Raw genomic sequence first — 21889 nt, forward strand, 5'->3', positions numbered from 1 at the left:
CCGGTGGTGCCGGGTATCCCCGGCTGGATAAGACCGTACGACGATCGCCGCGAAAAATCACCATTTGGTAACCGGCGTGTGCGCAGTGGTCTCGAGATGGTCTCGATTGCTGTGACGCGGCTTTCGTGCAGCTAGAAGATGGTGGGTCCGACGGCTCGCCGCCTGTTGCCACGCCGTGACCGGCTCGTTATGTGACGAGGATCACATCTGGGATTCGGTAACGATTAACCCGGGTAAGTAGTTCAGCTTCATCTGGCGCGCCGACCGGACCACAACGCGAAGACGATCGCGAGCAGAAATCCGACCGGCGTCAGCATGGCCGCCACATACAGCCAGACCCCGGGATCGCGGCCGCCGAAGAATGACGTCAGAAATATGGCGATGATCGCCAGCAATCCCAGCGCGAACAGGGTGAGGGAAAGCCGCAGCAACCACTCGCCGCCGCGGCGCGGCGAGCCGCTGTCGGGCGGCGGTGCGGATGGGTTCGTCACCGCTCGACCGTAAAACTGATGTGCTTGGGTTATTCGCACCGGGGTAGACTCGATGACAATCGCGTCCTGCAGACCTGTGGGGCGCGTTCTTTTCGCAAGCAAGCTGAAAGGACCTGTGCGCGGCGCTGTCGCCGGTCGGGTTCGGAGCAGACGGATGTGCTCGGACCCGCGGGGTCCGAGTTTCGATGATGAACGGGTGAGCGCAGTGCCGACCGGCAGGGTGAAGTGGTACGACGTCGAAAAGGGCTTCGGCTTCCTTTCCCAGGACGAGGGTGAGGACGTCTATGTCCGCTCGTCCGCGCTGCCCGATGGTGTCGAGGGCCTCAAGCCCGGTCAGCGCGTCGAATTCGGGATGGCCGCCGGTCGTCGCGGTCCGCAGGCGCTGAGCCTGAAGTTGCTGGAGGCGCCGCCGTCGGTGCGGCAGGGTCAGGAGCGGGAGCGCGGCGGTCGTGGCAAGGAGCCGTCGCATCCGCGCAAGACGCCGGACGAGCTGCACGGGCTGGTCGAGGACATGATCACCCTGCTGGAGACGAAGGTGCAGCCGGATCTGCGCAAGGGCAAGTACCCGGATCGCAAGACGGCACAGCGCATTTCGGAGGTCGTCCGGGCCGTCGCGCGCGAACTCGACCACTGACGCGCGGTTTTCGGCTCGCGTGAAACTTCGGTGATTCGCCGGGGAGGGCCTCTCCCCGGCGAACCATCTCGCGAAATCAGCTCGCGGTGCTGATCGACCAGGCCGCGTGCGGAATGTACAGCTCACGCCCAGTGTCCTTGTCCCGCGCCAGAATTGGCAGCTGGAACTCGACACCGACCAGGCGTAGCTGTGGTTCCGGATGCGACGGGATGGTCACCGCCAGCGCGCCCGCCGGATAGTTGGTGTGATTGATCACCCGGTCTATCCGGTCGTGATTCGGCAGCTCGTACACCAGTTGGGCCAGCCATGGCGCGTCGGCGATCCGCTTGGGCAGGGAGAGCTGCAGCGGATAACCGCTCGGCACATCGAGCTGGACGGTTTCGCCGTAGCGGCAGTCCTCCAGCTTTACGGTGCAGTACACGTACGGATCGACGGTGACCGTGCGGCCGTGCGCGTACGCGGTGATCGCCGGATCCTTTTCCGGCGCGCGCTTGACGAGCACCACCAGCACGCCGACGAAGGCGACGACGAAGACCAGCAGTGCGGCGGCGATCAGTGCGGCGACGGTGCGGGCGCTCGGCTTCGTCACGACAACTCCTGCGCCGTATTTCGCTCACTCACTGACGGGATCTCCTATGCCTCGGTGGGGGTGCTGATCCGCGCGGCGGGCCGCGGGATGCGCCGGTTCGTGGTGCGGCACTTCCTGTTCCGCGTGCTGCGGGCGGTTGCCGCCGAGGCCGGGCAACAGGGAGTGGCCGCGATAGCTGACAAATGTCTGGATCAGGCCGACTACGAGTATCGCCGATACCACGGCGAACCCTTTCCAGTAGTCGGTCGGCAACAGTACGCCGCCTGCGCCGCCCACCACCCAACTCAGCTGCAGCACCGTTTCGGAGCGCCCGAAACCGGAGGCGATCGACTCCGGCGGCAGGTCGTCCTGGATCGAGGCGTCCAGCGAAACCTTGGCCAGCGCGCTGCCGCCCGCGGCGACGAAGGTGGCCAGCGCCGCGCCGAGCAGGCTGTCGGCGAAGGTGGCGAACAGCGTCACCAGCGTGCAGGCAGCGGTGCAGCCGAGCACGATCAGCGCGGGTTTACCCAGCTTGAGTCGCGCCCCGCCCGCGTTGCCCAGGAAATTGCCGATGCCCGCGGCCGCGCCGACCACGCCGAGCATGGCGGCCTGTTGCAGCGGGCGATGCTCGGTCGACTTGGCGACGAATGCCACATAGAAGGTGAGAAATCCGGTGAGCACCCGGATCGCGCTGTTCCCCCACAATCCGGTGACCACCGCCCGGCCCAGCGGCTGCCTGCGTTTACGCGCGGGCACCACCGATTCCTGGCCGGGGCGCAGCACGGCGGTGTGTTCGTCCTCGCCGTGATAGCCGATGGTCGCGGGCACCTCGCCCTCGGTCACCTCGACCCAGCGTGGAATGCGCAGGCTCAAATACGCTCCAGTGATCGCGATCAGGATCGCGAAGACCAGCGCGCCGGGCGATTTCGCGATCGCCGCGGCGAGCGCCGCGATCGCCCCCGCCCCGATGGTGCCGCCCACCAGGCCGAACACCGTCAGCCGGGAATTGGTGCGGACCAGATCGATCTCCGGTGGCAGTACCCGCGGCGTCACCGCGCTCTTGAGCACCGAGAAGGATTTACTGCCGATCATCATGCCGAGCGCGAGCGGATACAGCGCCCAGGTGTTGAAGCTGATGAGCAGCAGCGTCGCCACCCCGGCGCGCGCCGCGAACGAGGTGGCCAGCGCCAGCCTGCGGCCGCGCTGCAGCCGGTCGAGCAGCGGGCCGATCAGCGGGGCGATCACCGCGAACGGCGCGATGGTGATCAGCAGATACAGCGCAACCTTGCCCTTGCTCTCCGCCGATGCCGCGGAAAAGAAAAGGGTATTGGCCAGCGCGACGCCGATCGCGGCGTCCAGCGCGAAATTCGCCATGGTCGCGTAGGTGAGCGCGGTCAGGCCGGATTTGTCGGCGCCGTTGGCCTCGGCGGCCCGCTTGAACGTGGCGATGCCGCGTTCGGTGAGTTCCCGGCTGCGCATGGCGGCCACCCGGGTGACCGTCAGCTTGCGCGGTACGCGCTGGGTGCCCGGCGGTTGGTCCGCCGACACCGGAGGTTCCGGTTCGGGTGGTTCGAGCTGTCGCGGTCCGTGACCCGGCGGTTCGGCGCGATTCGATGGATCCATATGCGGAAAGACACGGCGCGGCGTCCGGTGCGGTTCGGTTTCGGCGCTGTCGTCATTGTGGTCGATCGGGAGCCGCTTGGTGTCCGGCGGCTTGCGTGGATCCGTTCGGCGCGCGACGTTCGGTGGCGGGTAATGGTCATAGCCGGGGTGCCGTTGAATCGGCGGTGTCTCCTCGCCGTCCCACCAGTCACGGCCGGGACCGGAGGGTTCGCGAGGAGTAGTCACGTCTTCAATTCTGTCGTACATCGATCCGTGGCGTTCAACGACGCTCAACCCCGGTCGATCGACGGCGAAATCGGGGATGATCAGCGTCACTCATTCGGCGACGAATCGAACCTCGAAGCTGGTCGGCCACAATTTGCCGGTCAGCAGGAAGCGATCGGTGCCGGGGATCTGGGCGATGCCGTTGAGCGCGTCCAGGCCGACCCGGGCCGTCGGCGGGAGCAGCTTGCTCGCATCGATGATCGCGAGCACCGCGCCGGTATCCGGATCGATGCGCAGGATGTTGTCGGTGGGCCAGTCGTTGGCGTACACGGAACCGTCCGCGGCGCAATCGAGTTCGTTGAGACGGGCCTGCTGGTGGCTGGTCAGGGTTACCGAACCGGTGATCGCGAAGGTGCCGGGATCGCGGAAGGTGAGCTTGCCGGTGCCGTCGCTCATCACCAGCCTGCCCGCGCGAAAACATAGGCCCCAGCCCTCGCCGTCGTAGGCGACGCGGGTCCGTTCGGCCAGCGTCACCGGATCCCTGGCGATGGCGATGTGGTCCTGCCAGGTCAGCTGCCACAGGGTGGCGCCGGCGCGGGTCAGGCCCTCACCGAACAGAGGCGCGGGTAGGTCGGCTCGGGCGGTTTCGGTGCCGGTCGCGAAATCGGTGGCCCGCACATTCGATTGGCCCGCCAACCCGGAGCTTTCGTACAAGGTCGCGCCGTCGATCTCCAGGCCCTCGGTGAACGCCCTCGGGTCGTGCGGCCTGGTGCCGACGACCTGAACTTTCAGCCGCGGAGTCGCGTCGTCCGAACCGCCGCAGCCGCCGGTCGCGAGCACGGCGACGAGGACTGTGACGGCCAACGAACGCCGAGTGCGTTCCATACGGCAAAATGTAAGCCGTGAGCGCAGTTTCTGTTTCGGAGTCCGGCGTCAGGCCGATTCTGGCCGATGCCGTCGAGCTGGCCCGTCGTGCGCTCCAGGAGTTGGAACCCGCGGCGGTCGGGGCGCACCTCGGCGTCACCGCCGAGGACGAGTACGCGGCGACCCATCGCTTCGCGGCCACCATGCCCGGCTATCGCGGCTGGCAGTGGGCGGTCGTGGTGGCCGCCGGGCCGGACGCCGACTACGCGACGGTCAGCGAATCGGCGCTGCTGCCCGGTCCGGACGCCCTGGTCGCACCCGAATTCGTGCCGTGGGACCAGCGGATCCGCCCCGGCGATCTGGCCCCCGGCGACCTGCTCGCGCCGCCGCCGAACGATCCGCGCCTGGTGCCCGGCTATGTCGCCACCGGCGACCCGGTGATCGACGAGGTCGCATACGAGGTCGGACTCGGCCGCACCCAGGTGCTCAGCCGCGAGGGCCGCGAAGAGGCCGCCGAGCGCTGGTACGGCGAATACGGCCCGGATTCCGAAATGGCCAAGGCCGCGCCATCCACCTGCGGCCTGTGCGGCTTCTACCTCCCGCTGGCCGGTGCCATGCGCGCCGCCTTCGGTGTCTGCGGAAATTCGATGGGCGCCGACGGGCGCGTCGTCCACGCCGAATACGGCTGCGGCGCGCACTCGGATGTCGTCGTGCCCACCGGCGGCGGTTCGCCGCTCTATCAGGCATACGACGACGCCGCCGTGGAAATCGTCTCCCCCGAGGAATTGCGCACGGCGGCTGAGTCATTCGGTGCTGTGCAGGAGGCTGCGGCTGTGCAGGAGGCTGCCGCTGGGCAGGAGGCTGCCGGTGCGCAGGAGGCTGCTGAGCAGACGTCCGCTGCTGCGCTGGAGTCCGCTGCTGAGCAGAAGTCCGCCGCTGCGCTGGAGTCCGCTGCGGTGCAGGACCCCGCCGCTGTGCCGGAGTCCGCTGCGGTGCAGGACCCCGCCGCTGCGCTGGAGTCCGCTGCTGAGCAGAAGCCCGCCGCTGCGCTGGAGTCCGCTGCGGTGCAGGACCCCGCCGCTGTGCCGGAGTCCGCTGCGGTGCAGGACCCCGCCGCTGCGCTGGAGTCCGCTGCTGAGCAGGACCCCGCCGCTGTGCCGGAGTCCGCTGCGGTGCAGGACCCCGCCGCTGTGCCGGAGTCCGCTGCTGAGCAGAAGCCCGCCGCTGCGCTGGAGTCCGCCGGTGAGCAGGAGTCCGCTGCTCTGCCGGAGGCTGTCGCTGGGCAGGAGGCTGCCGGTGCGCAGGAGGCTGTGGCTGTGCAGGACCCCGCCGCTGAGCAGAAGCCCGCCGCTGAGCAGAAGCCCGCCGCTGAGCAGAAGCCCGCCGGTGAGCAGAAGCCCGCCGGTGAGCAGAAGTCCGCCGGTGAGCAGAAGTCCGCCGGTGAGCAGGAGTCCGCTGCTGAGCAGGAGTCCGCTGAAATCACGGGCGCGGCAACCGGATCGGTTACCGACGCCTCGGCCTCGGAGTTGTCCGATGCCGAGCCTCATGCGATTGCGGCGGCGCAAACTTCAATCCAGCCGGAGACCGCCGAATCCGCCGAGGCCGTGGTGTCTCCGGTCGATGCTGCTCCGGCTCCGGTCGGGGTTGCCGATACTGCGGAAGACGCTGAATCGTCCGCCGGCACATCAGAAGCCGAGCCGACCGCCGCAGTGGTGGATACGCCGCCCGATGCGGTCGAAGCGCCCGAGAGCGCGGCTGGCTCTGATTCCGTGATCGAGAACGGTTCGGCCGAAGCGCATTCCGCGGTCGACGCAGACTCTTCCGCTACCGACGAGACGTCGGCGGCGGTTTCCGATGCACCTGAATCGGGTGAATCGCCAAGGGCTGCAACGTCTTTCGCGAAGAACGACAGGGCTGAGGCTGCCGATGTCGACGGTGACCTCGGGGATGCGGCCGAGAGCGATTCCGGAAATTCCGGGGTGGGGGATCACGAGTCGACCACCGTTTCGCCTGCCGCCGTTGATATTCCGCCGAAGGGCGATGCGGCCTCCGCTACCTGGTCGGAGTACGGGTCATCGCCGCTGAGCTGAGTGGGGCGGCTGATCCGTTCGGTACTTCGGGGCTGCGCGCGGCCGTGCTCGCGGCGTGGCGTGATTCGCCGACGCGGTTGCGGGAGGATTCCGCGACCGAGGCGGATCTGGTGCGGGCCGGTTATCGCGATCGGTTGCTGACCGAGCTCGCACAGAACGCCGCCGATGCCGCGGTCGCGGCGGGGGTGCCGGGGCGGGTGGTGGTCCGGCTCGACGGGCGCGAGCTGCGGGTCTCGAATAATGGTGCACCGCTTGACCTTTCCGGCGTGCACGCGCTGACGGCGCTGCGTGTCTCCGATAAATCGGATGTCGAGTCGGTCGGGCGTTTCGGTGTCGGCTTCACCGCCGTGCTGGCGGTGAGCGAGGATGTCGAGATCCGTTCCACCACCGGTTCGCTGCGGTTCTCCCGCGAACTCACGCGGGCGGCATTGCGCGAGTACGGTATTCGCGCCGGTGCCGGGCCCGAGGTTCGGCCCGATGGAGAAGACGGCGGGTTGCTTCCGCCGGTGCTGCGGCTGGCGTGGCCCGTTTCGACAGCACCGGAAGCGGGCGCGGACACCGAGGTCGTGTTGCGGCTGCGCGCCGATGTCGACACCGAGGCGCTGCTGGCGGCGATGCGTGCGGAGTCGGTCGATCTGCTGCTCGAATTGCCCGCGTTGCGCGGCATCCGGTTGGGGGACGACGAAATCACCTCCTCCGTCCGCGATTTGGGCAACGGACTGCAAGAGTTGCGCGTCGATGGTCCGGGCATCGAGCGGCGAATCTGGTGGCAGTACCGGACATCTCGCGCGCGGTGGCTGCTGCCGGTGCGAGCGGGCCGGCCGGTCTCGGCCGGGGCGGATGTGCTGCGCGCGCCGACCCGCTCCGATGAGGAGCTTTCGCTGCCCGCGCTGCTGATCGCGGATATCGCGATGCAGCCGGACCGCCGCAGGCTGCTGCCCGGCGCCCGGTTGGCCGAATTGGCCGAGGGCTACGCCGATTTCGCGGCCGCGCTACCGGCGGCCGAACGCCTTGTGCTGGTGCCTGCACCCGGTTTCGCGCGCAGTGAGGCGGATGGACTACTCCGCGAGGCGCTAGTTCGCGAACTTCAGACGCATTCGTGGCTGCCGGTTGTCACACCCCATGTGGGCGGCACCGTCGATGCGATCGACGAATTCGCCCCGGCTCTGGACGGTCCGGCGGGGATGTCGCCGACAGTCGAGGAAGGCTCGACAGGCGAAGTCGTCTCGGGTGCCAATGCCGTCGAACCGGCCATTGCGGATTCACTCTTGCTCGACACGGATTTCACGCCTCACGCACCGGATCCCGGAAACGCGCAGGCGATTCCCTTGCGGGCAAGCGTATTAACCGGTCTCACAACGGAATTGGCCGACCTGCTCGACGACGTCGTCGGCAACCTGGTGATCCCGGAACTGTCCGGACCCGCGCACACCGAAGCGCTCGGTGTCCTGGATGTGCACCGCCTCGGTCTGGCCCGGCTGGCCGAACTTTCGGCCGGAGTCGAGCGCCCACCGCACTGGTGGCGTTCGCTGTATGCGGCCCTGGAGCCCTTCGTCGTCGATCCGTTGACGATGGAAGAGCTTGGCGCGCTGGCGGTTCCGTTGACGGATGGTCGGTTGGTCACCGGCCCGCGGACCGTTGTGCTCGACGATCGGCTGGATACCCCGATCCGGGTGCACTGGGCCCGCCTGGTCCATCCGGAGGCGATGCACCCGCTGCTGTCCCGGTTGGGCGCGCGCTCGGCCACGCCGGAGGATCTGCTGAACGATCCGGCCCTGCACGCCGAACTCGCGGATAATCCGGGTGACGAGGACACCGCCGACGCGGTGCTCCAGCTTGCCGCTTCGGTCGATCCCGCCGTACTGCCCGCCTGGCTGAACATCCTCGAATTGCCCGATGCGGCAGGCGAATTGCGCCCGGTGGACGAACTGCTGCTGCCGGATGCGCCGCTGGCCGGGCTGCTGGTGGCGGATTCACCGTTCAGCACGGTGTCGGCTCAGTGGGTCGACGCCTACGGCGCGGATGCGTTGCGTGCGGTCGGTGTCGGCTGGGATTTCGGTGTCGTCACCGAATCGGATCCGACGGGCCCGGATCACGACCTCGATGACGAGGAACGCTGGTGGTCGGGTCTGCTGGACGATCCGCGCGAATTCGCGGCGGTGCGCGATCTGGATCTGGTGGCCGACGCCGCATGGCCGGAGGCGTTGCGGCACTTGCTCGCCGAGCCGCGCACCCGTCGTCTGCTCGCGGACCGGGATGGATACACCGCGTGGTGGCTGCGCCGCAATGCCCGCATCGACGGAACCCCGCTGGGCCTGTTCCGTCATCCGGACGATACGGAATTCGCCGATCTGCTACCGGTTTTCGACGCCCCCGGGCTGACCCGCACGGATGCCGACGCGCTGCGTGCCGTCCTCGCCGACCCGGGCGTCATCAACGGGCAGTTGGCCGCCGCACTGCTCGGTGCGCTCGCGGATCCGGCGAAAACCCCGTCGCCCGAGGTGGTTTCGCGCACGCACGCCCGGCTCGCCGCGGCCGTCGACGACGAACTCGTCGACCTCACCGAGCTGGATCCGCCGGACCGGGTGCGCGCCCTGTCCGGCGCGGCGGTCGACGCCGTCGACGCGTTCGTCCTCGATCAGCCCTGGTTCGGTCTGGCGGTGACGCCGGATCGCCTGGTGGTGGGCGATATCGACACCGCCGCGGCGCTGGCGACCCTGCTCGACCTGCCGCTGGTTTCGGCATCGATCGGCGCCGAGGTGGTGGGCGAGGGCTACCGCACCACGTGGGCGGACGAGCCGCTGGCCGTTGTGCTGCGCCAACTTTGGGCATTGCCGCCGCAGCGGGGTGGGCTGGTGCTGCATCGTGAGCTGCTGGTGCGGCTCACCGGCGCCGTATCGGGCACCGTCGCCGTGCCGTGGTGGCGCAGCGGCGATACCACCCACATTCGCGTCGGAAACCCCTCGGACGCAACGTAACCGGATCAGGCCGCGAAGTTCGCGATCATCTCGCTGAGTAGATCCAGTTGCGCGCGAACGCTTTCGCTGTCGTTGTCGACGAGCCAGCGCAGCACCAGGCCGTCGATGGCGTTGAGGGTGAACCGGCTCAGCGACGACAGCGGTACCGACCACTGGTTGGCCGTCGCGTCGCGCGCGTGGTCCAGGATGTCGGCGACCGTGGTGTCGTTGAAGTTGTATTGTTCGCGGGCGATGGCGAGTTTCGCGGGTGTTTGTTCGCCTTCGCGCAGTGCGTAAGTCGTGGTTTCGTATGTGAGTAGTTGTCGTTCCGGAGTTGCTTCGATGTTGAGCCACATGAGTTCCAGCCCCGCGCGGATCAATTTTTGAAGCGCTTCTTTTCCAGTTCCGACGTCCTGCCAAACCGTTTCATTGGCGTCGACGGAATCGCGTAATTCCATCGACAACGCCTTGACCAGTTCGGTCATCAGCGCGTCCTTGTTTTCGAAACAGTAATGCACCACACCGAGCGACACACCTGCCGCTTGGGCGACATCGCGCGTGGTCACGCCCGCGACGCCCTTTTTTTCGGCAAGGCCGATCGCGGCCTCGATAAGGTGGGCCCGTCGTTCTTCGACGCTCAATCGGGAGGACACCTCAGCGAGTTAAGCGTCCGCGGCGCGCGCAGTCAATTCGCGCGGCGGAAAATCTCGACTGGACGAGTGACCAGTTGTGTGGTTCGCTGCCATCTGATGGGAAGGGAGACGCGTATGTCGGTACCGCGCAGAACCGTTCTTGCCGGCACGGTCGCCGGTACCGCGGCGCTCACCGTTCCGGTGACGCTCGCCGCGAGCACCGCGCTGGCTCCGGCCGCGCGCGCGGCCGGCGGATATCTGCTCGGCGTCGGCATCTCCGATATCACCGGCCCCGCCGCCGAATGCGGCATGATGGGCTACTCCCAGCTGGAACAGCAGACCGCGGGCATCCACCTGCGACCGAGGGCTCGCGCGTTCATCATCGACGACGGCAACCGCCGAATCGTGTTCGTGGTGGCCGACAACGGCATGATTTTCCAATCGGTGCACCGGGGCGTGCTGCTGGAGCTGGCCCGGCGCTTCGGCGATCGATACACCGAGCAGAACGTGCTGCTCACCTCCATCCACTCGCATGCGACCTGCGGCGGATCCAGTAACGATTACGCGTACAACCTGTCGATTCTCGGCTTCCAGCAACAGGTTTACGACGCCGAGGTCAACGGAATCGTCGAGGCGATCGCCGCGGCTGATGCCGATCTCGGCCCCGGCTCGCTGGCCATCGGCCGCGGCGAACTGCACGACGCCAGCGTGAACCGATCGCGAGTCGCCTTCGAGCGCAATCCGATTGCCGACAGAGAAGTATTTCCGAATGCGATAGATCCCGCCGTGACCGTACTTTCGTTCGTGAAAGGCGGCAAGCCGGTGGGCGCGATCACCTGGTTCGCCACCCACGCCACCTCGATGACCAATCAGAACCACTTGATCAGCGGGGACAACAAGGGATACGCGTCGTTCTCCTATGAACACATCGAGCACGGCGTCCGATATCTCGACGGCGCACCGGATTTCGTCGCCGCCTTCCCGCAGACCAATGCGGGCGATCTGTCCCCGAATCTGAATCTACGTCCGGGTTCGGGCCCACCGAGAACGAATTCGACAACACCAGAATCATCGGTGACCGTCAGTATCGCGCATCGAAAAACGCACTCTCGCAAGCGCAGTCGGTTAACGGACCGGTCGATTCGCTGCTCTGCTATATCGATATCGCCGACATCGCGGTGGACGGCCGATTCACCCCGGACGGACAACCCCGGCACACCGCACCCGCCGCCGCCGGCGTCTCGCTGATCGCGGGCAGCACCGAGGACGGTCCCGGGCTGCCCGGCATCCCGCTGCCCGAGGGCGTGCGCAACCCGTTCGTCGACGCGCTGATCGGCGGCCACGACGCCCCGGTGCCCGACTGGCTCGCGGATGCCCAGGCGCCCAAGGCGATCGCGGCCCCGCTCGGCCTGCTGCCGCCCGTGCCGTGGGTGCCGAATGTGGTGCCGATCCAGCTGGTGCGGATCGGCGAGCTGTATCTGGCCGCCGCGGGCGGCGAATTCACCATCGTGTCCGGTCTGCGCATCCGGCGCGCGGTCGCGGCCGCGCTCGGGGTGCCGCTGGAGCAGGTGCTCATGCAGGGCTACGCCAACGCCTACCACGAATACGTCGCGACCCCGGAAGAATACGATTCGCAGCAGTACGAGGGCGCGTCAACGCTCTTCGGCCGCTACACCTGTTGCGCCTACCAACAGGAGTTCACCCGTCTGGCAACGGCTTTCGCGGCACGGCAGAACATCGCCCGCGGACCGGCGCCGCGCGATATCTCGAATATGCAGCCCAACTTCCAGCCCGCACCGGGTCCGGACACCACGCCGCCCGGCCGCGCCTTCGGCGATGTGCTCGTCCAGCCCGCGCCGTCGTATCCGGCGGGCGCGCAGGCCGCCGTCGAATTCGTCTCCGCGCACCCGAAACACAATCCGCGCCGCAACGGAACCTTCCTGGAGGTGCAGCGCCGCAACGCATCCGGGCAGTGGACGCGGGTGGCCAACGAGGGCGAATGGGCGGTCAAGTTCTATTGGAGCAAGCGCGGTGTCGCCGATTCGGTGGCCCGGTTCACCTGGGATATCCCGGCCGACGCGGCGGCGGGTCGCTACCGATTCCAGCACTACGCGGACAGTTCCGGCCCGGACGGTGTGCTCCATCCCTTCACCGGCACCAGCGACGAATTCGAAATCGCCTGAGCGGCAAGCTCACTCCGCATCGCCGACTCACAGACCGGTCTGTGCGCCCTTGTCGCCGCGGCGGGCCCCCCGGCGCTGAATCAGGAAGATCCCCAGACCGAGCAAACCGACGACCAGACCCATCAGGCACACCGGACGATCCGCCGCCCACCGGTCGCCACTTGCGAAAACGACGACCGTGGCGATCAGCCACAGGGCGCTGCCGACGGCCAGCACCGGGCGCGGATCGGTGAACCGCGGCGGGATCTCGGGCACGTTATCGGGCACCGCCCTAGGGTAGCCGCGCCAACCCGCGCCCCGCAGGCGGCGTGTCACGTATCGTTCACCACTGTGACAACGCCATCGGATGTTCGAGCCCTCGCTGGCGAGCTCTCGCTGGCGGTCGTTCGACTGACGCGCCATCTGCGGGGCCGCCGGGTCGACTCGCAGATCTCGCTGACTCAGCTCTCGGCACTGGCCACCCTGGCCCGTGAGGGCGCGATGACCCCCGGCGCGCTCGCCGCCAAGGAGCGCGTGCAGCCGCCGTCGATGACCCGCGTCATCGCCTCGCTGACGGATCTGGGACTGGTGCAGCGCGATCCGCATCCGACCGACGGCAGGCAGATCATCGTCTCCCTCTCGTCCGCCGGGCGCGCACTCATCGATGACGAGACCAGCGCCCGCGAGGCGTGGATGACCGAACAGCTCGCCGGCCTCACCGACGATCAGCTGCTGGTGCTGACCCGCGCCGTCGGCATCATGAAACAGATCGTCACGGAATCGGAGTAGCTACCGCGCGCCGAACGGCTGGTCGCTGTCGACGATTTCGCGGCCGAGCGGGAACAGCGAGAGCGGGATGAGCTTCAGATTGGCCCAGCCGAACGGAATACCGAGAATCGAGATGAACAGCGGAATGCTGGTGAACAGGTGGCCCAGCGCCAGCCACCAGCCCGCGACGATGAACCAGATGACGTTGCCGAGCAGCGATCCGACACCGGCCGACGGCTTCTCCACGGTGGTCCGCCCGAACGGCCACAGTACGTAGGCCGCGATCCGGAACGACGCGATGCCGAACGGGATCGTGACGATCAGGACGCAGCAGATGATGCCGGCCAGCATGTAGCCCAGCGCCATCCAGAATCCGCACAGCACCAGCCACAGCACGTTGAGCACCAACTGAATCGGCTTCATGTCGTCAGCATGCCAGGTGGGCGGCGCGGCGGGCATCAGGGAAAACCCGGATGTCGCCCGGGTGCGGAAGTACCAGCTCAGAAGTACCAGCCGAGCACCGCGTCCCGCTCGCTGCCGAACGCCTCGTCCAAGGCCCGCAGCGTCCCGGAATCCTTGACCTGCAAGCGGTTTGCCGCCGCGAAGGCCCTCGCGGGGTAGGCGCCGAAGTACATGCTGCCGAGTACATCGATACCGACCTCGATGTCGGGGGTGCGTTCGGTCGGCGCGCATTCGGCGATGCCGTCGCGGATGGTCAGCGAGAAGACGCCGCCCGCGTTCCGGAACGGATCGTCTACGGCCAGTACGACTTCCAGGTCGCGCAGGTAGGTGCGGGCGGTGAGTGCGGCCGGGACGTCCATGAGCCGGGCCCAGAGGCCGTCGCGCCGGGCGGTGGTGCGGACCAGGCGGATATCGGTGAGCAGGTAGGGGAGCGGATCGTTGTCCGCGAGCACCGCGTCCACCCGCCGCACCAGGTCCAGGCCGAGCAGCGTACGCCACAGCGCCACATGGGCTTCCGCCGTAACCGCGCGGAAATCGACTACGTTCACGACGATTCCGTCGGTCTCGTGCCGATACCGGTACAGCGCATAGCCGTCCGGGTGCAGCAGCGCGAAATACGCTGTGCCGCCGCCTCGATTGGATTCCAGATCCGCGAACGTCATATCCCATTTGGCCTGCGGCCGCACCTGCGCGCCGGGGACCAGCCTGCGCCATCGGTCGTAGATCTCGATCAGCCGGTCCTGGACATCGGCCACCTCGACCAGCTCGACGCCACCGGGATCCGGTGCGGTGGGCCGGAATTCGGCGAAGCGCCGATCGATCGACACCGCGTTCTCCCGGATGCACGGCCCGTAGCCGAAGCGGCCGTAGATGGTGCCCTCGCTGGCGGTGAAGATGGTGAGCGGCAGCCCGGCGGCCTCGGAGCGCCGGTGCTGTTCGGTGTACATGGCGCGCAGGATGCCGCGTCGCCGATGCGTCGGCGCGACACCGACGCCCGCGATGCCGGAGGCCTCGACCGTGCGCTCACCGGGGACCGTCAGCGTCATGGTGCGGCTGCGCATACTCCCGACGATCCGTCCGTTGTCGACCGCGACGATGGAATCCTCGACGGGGAAGATCAACCGGACGTACTCGGCAAAGGTCGGTTCGGCCCGGTAGCCGAAGGAGATTTCGGACAGCAACCGCATACCGGCGGCGTCGGAGGGTTCAGCGGATCGAATGGTAATGCCCGTCAGCGCCATATTCGGACCATCCCATGAATTCGGTTCCGGCGCACGCGAATATCCCCGCACCGGCCGGGCAAACCGGCGCGGGAACACCCCTATTGCTGATTCGGCTGCATGAAGATCGCCGTGCCGTATGCCGCGACCTCGCTCATGGTGCCCGCGATCTCGTTGCAGTCGAATCGCATCGCGATCACCGCGTTGGCACCGAACGACATGGCGTGCTGGCACATGCGCAGGATCGCCTCGTGCCGGGACTGGTACAGCAGCTGGGTGTACTCGGTGATCTCGCCGCCGCCGAGCGATCGCAGACCCGCCGTGAAATTCGAGCCGAGGCCGCGGCTGCGCACGGTCAGACCCGCCACCTCGCCGAAAACCCGGACGATCTGATGGCCCGGCACATCGTTCATGGTGGAGACCAGGATCGGGAACTGCGGTCCCGGCGGCGTTTGTTGCGGCTGCTGCTGATACTGCTGCGGCGGATACGGCTGCTGCGGCGGCTGATTCATGCCCGCAGCATAGAGGCGGCCCCCGCGGGCCACCAGCGCCCGTTCCACACACCAAACCCGCGTGTGTGGCCGGTCGGTGGCGACCGGCAGGATAGAGCGCGTGGCCGAAGTGATCGATATCGACGATCCCGCCGATGCGCGGGTCGACGACTTTCGCGATCTCAAGAATGCCGATCGGCGTCCGGATCTGCCGGGGCGGAAGGGATTGGTTATCGCGGAGGGCGTGGTCGTGGTGCAGCGCATGCTCGATTCGCGTTTCGCACCGACCGCGCTGCTCGGCGTCGCCAAGCGGTACGACGAGCTGGCCGAGGAACTGGCCGAGGTGTCGGTGCCGTTCTACCGGACAACGGCCGAGATCATGGCCGAGGTGGTCGGCTTCCATCTCAACCGCGGGGTGCTCGCGGTGGCGCGCAGGCCCGAGCCGCTCACCCTCGACGAGGTGACGGAGAAGGCGCGCACGGTCGCGGTGCTGGAGGGCGTCAACGACCACGAGAACCTCGGCTCGATGTTCCGCAACGCCGCCGGGCTGGGCGCCGAGGCCATCCTGTTCGGCGACCGCTGCGCCGACCCGCTGTACCGGCGGGCGGTGCGGGTTTCGATGGGGCATGTGCTCCGGGTGCCGTTCGCATCGGTCCCGGACTGGCCCAGCGGGCTGGATATATTGCGGCGCAAGGGTTTTCAGATAATCGCGCTGACACCGAATCCGGCGGCGACGAACCTGGCCACCGCGATGACGGGTGAGCGCGTCGCCCTGCTGCTCGGTGCGGAGGGGCCGGGACTCACCGAGGAGGCCATGCGCGCCACCGATATTCGCGCGCGCATCCCGATGTCGAAGGGCACCGACTCACTGAACGTGGCGACCGCCGCCGCGATGGCGTTCTATGAACGGGTGAGGCTGTCATGATTTCCGGAGCCCGCCGATGAGTCAGTTGCCGGACGGTTCGTATCCGTCGAATCAGCCCGATCGGGATCCGACGCCGTGGGGCAGCGGCATCGCCGTCGCGACGCTGGTCGGTCTGCTGACGGCGCTGGCGGTGTACGCGTTCGGCAGTGCGCTCGCCGAGGTGCATCCGCTGCTCGCGGTCGCGGTGAACGTGGTCGCGGCGGGTGGTGCCGCGCCATCGGTCTGGCGCTGGCGCTGGACACCGGTGACCCGCTGGGTGCTCGCGGGCGGTGTCGCCGGCGTGCTGCTCGGCTGGTTCGTGCTGTTGGTCGGCGCTGTTTTTTAGGCTTTTCAGGGAGCTAGTCGAGGGCTGTTTTTCTGGGCTCTCGTCGAAGTTACCGGGTTCCGGTTTTCAGGGGCTCTAGTCGGAGCTTCCGGGTTCCGGTCGGCACTTTCAGGAGACCCGGTCGCGCCCGCGCAGCCAGCCGAGCAGTCCGCGGCGGCGCGCATCCGGTTCGGGCTCCTCGGGCGGCGGCGCGAGCGTCGCCGGATCGGGCGCCTGACCCTTCGGATAGAGGTTGAACCCGCATACGGCGATATCGCGTGCGACGAGCGCGCCCTCGGGCGCCGGTGCCCGGTAATGGAATCCGAGCCATTCGTTGTTGGCGGCGTCGGCGAAGTCCGGCGGATCGAACGGCAGCGACTGCGGATCGGGCAGCTGCCCGGCCTGCCAGCGCACCGGATGTTCACCTGCCCAGTACGGCCGCTCCCACACATCGGGCAGGCCGTCGTCCTCGAGGATATTGACCCGGGTGGAGCTGAAGGCGCGCCGGAATTCGCCGCGCTCCCAATGCGCGAACGCGCCCCAGCCGTGCGCGGTGTCGAACGCGATGAGGTAGGTCTGTTCGGAGGCCAGCGGACGCACCAGCAGCTCGGGTAGCGCGGTCGGATGCGCGAGCGCCGCCTGTGCCGAGCACACCACGGTGACGCCGGGATAGCAGCCGATGTACACCTCGTCGGCGTCCGGGCCCGCGCAGCCGCCGAGCGTGCCGACCATGATGGGCACCACGTCGTTGTCGGCGTGCAGCTGTTTGGCGAGGGCGAGGGCGGCTTCGGGATCGGGATCGCGGTGTGCGCGGAGAACCGCGAGTGGGTCGGATGCGTCGACATACCAGAGGGATGAGGCTTTGGACAGCATTTCCGGCACCTCCCGATGGTTGCACGAAACAGCTCCGCGAACTTCGAGCAACTCCCGGCGTGTACCGAACAAATTCGACCGTCCGCGAATTGCCCTCTGCCGACCCACGAGTCGGCTACACACCGAAAAATCTACCCGCATCTGGGCGAGCATGCCCGGCCTTCGGCCCGGGAACACGCCACCGGTACGCCGAAATCGGGCGCGATCGGCCGCACAGCTACCGCTGTGGGCTCGTCAGCAAACCCGGTCCACACTCCGGAACCGCACCCGCGGCGGATGCGTACGGGCCGATCGAAAGTACCTACCGGTCAACGATGTTCGGCGGACGCGGGCCGGTCGAGTGGATGAAACAGCCTGCCGGACCACCGAACTGGATATTCGGCCGATCGAAACGGACCGTCGCCGAACCACTCTCGGAGAGATAGCGAGCCGCGACACGGGACGTCGCGACCCCGCGCGCCGAACGACGGCGCGCCACCATAGCGCGTAACTCAGTGACCCGAGCTACGCACGCCTAGGAGCACATCCTCCCAAGACGGCATCGGCGCCTTGCCGCGCTTGGTGCGCGCGGATTTGGCCGGGGTCTTGGGGCTGGCCTTGGGGGTCTCCTCGGCCGGAGCCGGCGTCGCCGTGGCGGCGGGAGCCGCCGGAGCGGTACTCGCGGGCGCGGCGGCGGGCGCCGGAGCCGGAGCGGGAGCCGGGGCGCTGGGGGTCGCCACGGTGTTGGGCGTCAGTGTGCCGGCCGCGGCCGGGATGGCGGCCGCCGCGCCGCCGGATACCGCGCGCGGCTGTTCGTAGTACTCGTCCAGCGTCGGCGGGCCCTGGCGGGGCGCGGTGCGCGCGGCGGGCGCCTCGCGGGTGGGCCGCGGCTCGGGAGCGGCCGGTTCGGGTTCGGGTGCCTCGATCTCCGGCTGTGGCGGCAAGACGGTGGCCAGACCGCGCAGCGCGCGACCGTAATCGGGATCGATCAGGTCGGAGGCCGGATCGTCGAGCGGGGAGACGCTGCCGCCGTGCGCGTCGGGCTGGTAGCGCCAGTGCGCCGCGATTTCGGAACGCCCGTTCTGCCACTGCAATTGGGCGACCCAGTAGCCCTTCTCGTCCTTCCAGGCATCCCATTCGGCGTTGTCCAGCGTGTGCCCGCGGGCGCTGAACGCGGCGGTGACGATATCGATGAGGGTTTCCACGGCCGGGCCGTCGGCGCGCACCGGATGCGCCTTCTGCGCGAGTTCGGCGGCGCGGGCCCGCTCCAGCAGCACCGGGTAAGCGAAACGCTCCACCCGGCTGGCCGGCATCCCGGATTCCTCGGTGACCTGCTCGACGGAGGCGCCGGCGCGGATACGGGCCTGGATATCGCGGGGACGCATAGAAGCTTCCATTTCGATCTCAATCTGGCCGAATCGGGCAAGGTCTCCGCGTGCAGCGGCTCGTAGCTTGTCATCCGCGGGCAGCCGGAATTTCTGACCGGACTCGGTGTCGACACACACGATGTGCGTGGAGTCGGGCGTCACCCCGATCACTCGAAGTTCACGCACCGTTACCTCCTTATCGCGTCGGCTCGCGACACCGCCCACTTTCCGAAACAGTAGTGCACTGGTGAGATCCATGGGGCAAGACACGCGGTACGGAAATCTGTCAACGGACACATCCGCACCGCTAATCTGCTCTGTTCACTTTTGACAATACAGATTGCGAAGTGTTCGCGCGCACCGTAATACGGCGCGGGCCCGACCGGAAGGTATGCGATCGGGCCCGGAATTCATTCGTTCGCCGTGCTTACGACAGCTTTTCGACCACCCAGTCGATGCTGCGGGTCAGCTGGGAAACATCTTCCGGATCGATCGCCGGGAACATGCCGATGCGCAACTGGTTGCGGCCCAGCTTGCGGTACGGCTCGGTGTCGACGATGCCGTTGGCGCGCAGCACCTTTGCCACCGCGGCCGCATCGACCGAATCGGCGAAGTCGATGGTGCCGACCACCTGCGAGCGGTGCGCCGGATCCGCGACGAACGGGGTGGCGTACTCGCTCGATTCGGCCCACGAGTACAGCCGCGACGAGGAATCGAGGGTCCGCTTGACCGCCCAGTCCAGGCCGCCGTTGCCGTTGAGCCATTCGATCTGGTCGGCGAACAGCAGCAGGGTGCCGAGCGCCGGGGTGTTGTAGGTCTGGTCCTTGGTGCTGTTGTCGATCGCGATCGGCAGCGAGAGGAATTCGGGGGTGTAGCGGCCCGATTCGGCGATCTCGCTCACCCGCTCGAGCGCCTTCGGGCTCATCAGGGCCACCCAGAGACCGCCGTCGGAGGCGAAGCACTTCTGCGGGGCGAAGTAGTACACGTCGGCGTCGGCGATGTTCACCGGCAGACCGCCCGCGCCCGAGGTGGCGTCGATGGCGATCAGCGCCTGCTCCGAACCGGCCGGACGCTGCACGGGAACCGCGACGCCCGTTGAGGTTTCGTTGTGCGCCCAGGCGATCACGTCGGCGGCCGGGTCCGAAACCGGCTCCGGCGCGGTGCCCGGATCGGTGGTGATGACGATCGGATCGCCGATGAACGGGTTCTTCTTGGCCACCGAGGCGAACTTCGAGCTGAACTCGCCGTAGGTGAGGTGCAGCGAACGCTCGCGGATCAGGCCGAACGCGGCGGCATCCCAAAACGCCGTGGTACCACCGTTACCCAGCACCACCTCGTAGCCGTCCGGCAGGTCGAACAGCTCGCGCAGGCCGGAGCGCACCCGCGCCACCACGTCTTTCACCGGCTTCTGCCGATGCGAGGTGCCGAATACCGAGGCGCCGACCTGCACCAGCGACTGCAGCTGCTCGGGCCGAACCTTGGAGGGGCCACAGCCGAAGCGACCATCGGCGGGCTTGAGATCGTCGGGAATGGTCGGGAAGGCAGTGGTCATGGCGCACATGCTAGTAGGTGGTAATGCTGTGTCGTCGACCACAGTCCAGCTAACCTGTGCAGCCATGAACTCGGCGGCTAACTCGGGGTGGCTGTTACGCAAGCGAAGGGCACTCGGACTTGGTGTTCCTTCGATATCCGACGATGCGCGGCGCGAGTTGCTCATCCGCGGAACCCTCGGCTCCGCAACGATCTTGGATGTCCGGCCACGACGCAGCGAACCCGGGCACGCATTCTGGGTGCGGGTGCAGCTGGAGGGGCAGGAGCCGTACGAGGTGCGGGTGCGCCAGCGGGTGCCCGAACGCGATCTGGACTGGATGCGCCCCGGCGATGTGGTGAGCTGCCGGGTGGATCCCGGCGACCGGGACCGGCTGGTGCTGTTCGTCCCGGATCTGGAGGAGACCGCCCGGGTCGGCATCGCGAAGATCCTGGCCGACGGCAGGCGCGCGGACGCGACCGTGCTCGCCGCGGCACCGGTCGGCGCGGAATACTCCGGCCGCGACGATCCGGTGCTGCGGCTCGACCTCGAATTGCGCGCATGGGACGAGCCGAAACCGTGGCGGGTCAGGGTCGTTCAGCAGGTGCCGCTCGCGGCGATCAACCTGGCCGATCTCGGCCAGCGCCTCGAGGTGGCATTCTTCACCGTGGATCGTGGCGAATCGGTCGCGATCGACTGGGCGGCCACGCTCGGCGACGAGTAACCTTGCGCTGCCCTGTTATTGAAATTTCTGTGTAATCCGTTGCTGGAAGGCCGAATTCGATTACAGGTGCACGAAAGTGAATCCCGCGGCGCGGAGTTTCGGCAGCACCGCGAGCATGCCCGCACCGGTACCGGCCCGTGGGCGGTGCATGTGTGCGAGGGAAATCGCGCCCGGCGCAGCGGCATTCATATTCTGCTGCACCTGGGCCGAGCTCGCGGTGGCGCCGAAATCAGCGTTGATGCTGAAACCGACCGGGGTTTCCCCCAATTCGTTGCAGATGCGCACCGCGACATCGTCGTAGTGCGCGGTGCCCGCGCGGAAGAATCGCGGCGGTCTGCCGACAAGTTGGGTCAGGCGTTCGTGATTGGACCACACCTCGTCGACGGCCTCCTGCACCGACTTGGTGCCGTTGATGCCGTACGCGGCCCGGCCGTTCACCGAAAGCGGCCGGTGCTGCACACCGTGATTGGCCAATTCGAACAGCGGATTGCCCATCAGCTGGGCCACCCGCGCCGGATTCGCGTCGATCCACCGCTTGTTCAGGAAGAGTGTCGCCGGAATCTGTTGGGTGACAAGGAAATTGATCAACGACTCGTCCATGTCGTTGTTATCCGGCCCACCGCAGGCGTCGAAGGTGATCGCCATCTGCTTGCCGGTGGCATTGAAAGAGCTTGTGATGCCCGGCATTTCCATGCCCCACTGCTTCGGCTGTTCGCCGGCGTGCCGGGCGGCGACCGCGGCGGGCCCGTTGGCGTCGTCGATCGGTGCGGCCTTCGGCAGACCTGCCCTCGGCTGGGGCGGCTGCGTTGCCGATGTCGGTGCCGACTCGCCGTGAGCGGCAGAGCATCCGGTGAGGACGAAACCCGCGGCGAGCGCGGCAGCGCCGAACAACCCCCGGCGCGACAGTTCTCTATCCAGCATTCCCCGTACCTCTGATCTCGACGTTGCGGAGGAATGCTACGTCACCGAATCCGCCGATGTGGTCTGGGGCACAGCGTGTTCACGGGCACGGCGTGCCGGATC

Annotated in this window: 20 protein-coding genes and 2 pseudogenes; 9 read left to right on the plus strand and 13 right to left on the minus strand. The window is 67.7% G+C overall.

Translation table 11 applies throughout. The annotated features are described in order from the left end of the window. Positions 1-248: 248 nt before the first annotated feature. The gene (locus tag F5544_RS03560; protein WP_167471839.1) at positions 249-491 is read right to left on the minus strand and encodes a hypothetical protein; all 243 of its coding nucleotides are present in this window, start codon (positions 489-491) and stop codon (positions 249-251) included. 205 nt (positions 492-696) lie between these two features. On the opposite strand from F5544_RS03560, the gene F5544_RS03565 reads away from it, so the two are divergent. Further along, positions 697-1125, plus strand: coding sequence for a cold-shock protein (locus F5544_RS03565; RefSeq protein ID WP_174867558.1), 429 nt, complete (start codon positions 697-699; stop codon positions 1123-1125). A gap of 76 nt (positions 1126-1201) precedes the next feature. Here F5544_RS03565 and F5544_RS03570 read toward each other — a convergent pair whose 3' ends face one another. The 3 genes from F5544_RS03570 to F5544_RS03580 form a co-directional block, all read right to left on the minus strand. Further along, positions 1202-1714: a DUF2771 domain-containing protein gene (locus tag F5544_RS03570; protein WP_167471841.1), complete on the minus strand. Its 513-nt coding sequence runs from the start codon at positions 1712-1714 to the stop codon at positions 1202-1204. Positions 1715-1738: 24 nt separating this feature from the next. Beyond that, a complete protein-coding gene (locus F5544_RS03575; RefSeq protein ID WP_238847063.1) occupies positions 1739-3541 on the minus strand; it encodes an MFS transporter in 1803 nt (600 codons plus the stop codon). Positions 3542-3631: 90 nt separating this feature from the next. Next, the gene (locus tag F5544_RS03580; protein ID WP_167471843.1) at positions 3632-4405 is read right to left on the minus strand and encodes a glutaminyl-peptide cyclotransferase; all 774 of its coding nucleotides are present in this window, start codon (positions 4403-4405) and stop codon (positions 3632-3634) included. 17 nt (positions 4406-4422) lie between these two features. Between F5544_RS03580 and F5544_RS03585 the strand changes: the two are divergent. Next, a pseudogene (locus F5544_RS03585) lies at positions 4423-5250 on the plus strand (DUF3027 domain-containing protein); the annotation flags it as partial. Between the two features lie 1268 nt (positions 5251-6518). Further along, positions 6519-9452, plus strand: coding sequence for a sacsin N-terminal ATP-binding-like domain-containing protein (locus F5544_RS03590; protein ID WP_167471844.1), 2934 nt, complete (start codon positions 6519-6521; stop codon positions 9450-9452). A gap of 5 nt (positions 9453-9457) precedes the next feature. Here F5544_RS03590 and F5544_RS03595 read toward each other — a convergent pair whose 3' ends face one another. After that, positions 9458-10072, minus strand: coding sequence for a TetR/AcrR family transcriptional regulator (locus tag F5544_RS03595; protein WP_225727835.1), 615 nt, complete (start codon positions 10070-10072; stop codon positions 9458-9460). 303 nt (positions 10073-10375) lie between these two features. Between F5544_RS03595 and F5544_RS46145 the strand changes: the two are divergent. Together F5544_RS46145 and F5544_RS46150 are read left to right on the plus strand one after the other, a co-directional pair. Beyond that, positions 10376-11697 (plus strand): annotated as a pseudogene (locus F5544_RS46145) (neutral/alkaline non-lysosomal ceramidase N-terminal domain-containing protein); the annotation flags it as partial. Between the two features lie 102 nt (positions 11698-11799). Next, positions 11800-12246: a neutral/alkaline non-lysosomal ceramidase C-terminal domain-containing protein gene (locus F5544_RS46150; protein ID WP_238847410.1), complete on the plus strand. Its 447-nt coding sequence runs from the start codon at positions 11800-11802 to the stop codon at positions 12244-12246. Positions 12247-12273: 27 nt separating this feature from the next. On the opposite strand, the gene F5544_RS46155 is transcribed toward F5544_RS46150, so the two are convergent. After that, positions 12274-12513: a DUF2530 domain-containing protein gene (locus tag F5544_RS46155; protein ID WP_238847064.1), complete on the minus strand. Its 240-nt coding sequence runs from the start codon at positions 12511-12513 to the stop codon at positions 12274-12276. A gap of 63 nt (positions 12514-12576) precedes the next feature. Here F5544_RS46155 and F5544_RS03610 point away from each other — a divergent pair, with 63 nt between their 5' ends. Then, positions 12577-13014, plus strand: coding sequence for a MarR family winged helix-turn-helix transcriptional regulator (locus tag F5544_RS03610; protein WP_167471846.1), 438 nt, complete (start codon positions 12577-12579; stop codon positions 13012-13014). Here the strand turns inward: F5544_RS03610 and F5544_RS03615 are convergent, their stop codons facing one another. The 3 genes from F5544_RS03615 to F5544_RS03625 form a co-directional block, all read right to left on the minus strand. Next, positions 13015-13416, minus strand: a complete 402-nt coding sequence (locus tag F5544_RS03615) for a YccF domain-containing protein (protein ID WP_167471847.1) — start codon at positions 13414-13416, stop codon at positions 13015-13017. 77 nt (positions 13417-13493) lie between these two features. Next, the gene (locus tag F5544_RS03620; protein WP_167471848.1) at positions 13494-14696 is read right to left on the minus strand and encodes a GNAT family N-acetyltransferase; all 1203 of its coding nucleotides are present in this window, start codon (positions 14694-14696) and stop codon (positions 13494-13496) included. Positions 14697-14776: 80 nt separating this feature from the next. Continuing rightward, positions 14777-15103: a heavy metal-binding domain-containing protein gene (locus F5544_RS03625; RefSeq protein ID WP_203217640.1), complete on the minus strand. Its 327-nt coding sequence runs from the start codon at positions 15101-15103 to the stop codon at positions 14777-14779. Between the two features lie 184 nt (positions 15104-15287). Here F5544_RS03625 and F5544_RS03630 point away from each other — a divergent pair, with 184 nt between their 5' ends. Both F5544_RS03630 and F5544_RS03635 read left to right on the plus strand, forming a co-directional pair. Next, on the plus strand, positions 15288-16091 hold the full coding sequence (locus F5544_RS03630) for a TrmH family RNA methyltransferase (protein WP_167471850.1): 804 nt from the start codon (positions 15288-15290) through the stop codon (positions 16089-16091). 16 nt (positions 16092-16107) lie between these two features. Then, positions 16108-16416: a DUF2537 domain-containing protein gene (locus F5544_RS03635; protein ID WP_167471851.1), complete on the plus strand. Its 309-nt coding sequence runs from the start codon at positions 16108-16110 to the stop codon at positions 16414-16416. 108 nt (positions 16417-16524) lie between these two features. Here F5544_RS03635 and F5544_RS03640 read toward each other — a convergent pair whose 3' ends face one another. The 3 genes from F5544_RS03640 to serC all read right to left on the minus strand — a co-directional run bounded on the left by F5544_RS03640 (position 16525) and on the right by serC (position 20166). Then, the gene (locus F5544_RS03640; RefSeq protein WP_167471852.1) at positions 16525-17268 is read right to left on the minus strand and encodes a DUF6928 family protein; all 744 of its coding nucleotides are present in this window, start codon (positions 17266-17268) and stop codon (positions 16525-16527) included. Positions 17269-17759: 491 nt separating this feature from the next. After that, complete coding sequence (sepH, locus tag F5544_RS03645) at positions 17760-18800, minus strand: septation protein SepH (RefSeq protein ID WP_167471853.1); 1041 nt, start codon at positions 18798-18800, stop codon at positions 17760-17762. Between the two features lie 241 nt (positions 18801-19041). Continuing rightward, entirely contained in the window at positions 19042-20166 is a 1125-nt protein-coding gene (gene serC / locus F5544_RS03650) for a phosphoserine transaminase (protein WP_167478962.1), read from the minus strand. Positions 20167-20404: 238 nt separating this feature from the next. On the opposite strand from serC, the gene F5544_RS03655 reads away from it, so the two are divergent. Continuing rightward, positions 20405-20866: a hypothetical protein gene (locus tag F5544_RS03655; RefSeq protein WP_238847065.1), complete on the plus strand. Its 462-nt coding sequence runs from the start codon at positions 20405-20407 to the stop codon at positions 20864-20866. 60 nt (positions 20867-20926) lie between these two features. Here F5544_RS03655 and F5544_RS03660 read toward each other — a convergent pair whose 3' ends face one another. Then, a complete protein-coding gene (locus F5544_RS03660) occupies positions 20927-21787 on the minus strand; it encodes a polysaccharide deacetylase family protein (RefSeq protein WP_167471855.1) in 861 nt (286 codons plus the stop codon). Positions 21788-21889 lie beyond the last annotated feature (102 nt).

The sequence above is a fragment of the Nocardia arthritidis genome, assembly GCF_011801145.1.
In the GTDB taxonomy this organism is placed as follows: Bacteria; Actinomycetota; Actinomycetes; order Mycobacteriales; family Mycobacteriaceae; genus Nocardia; species Nocardia arthritidis_A.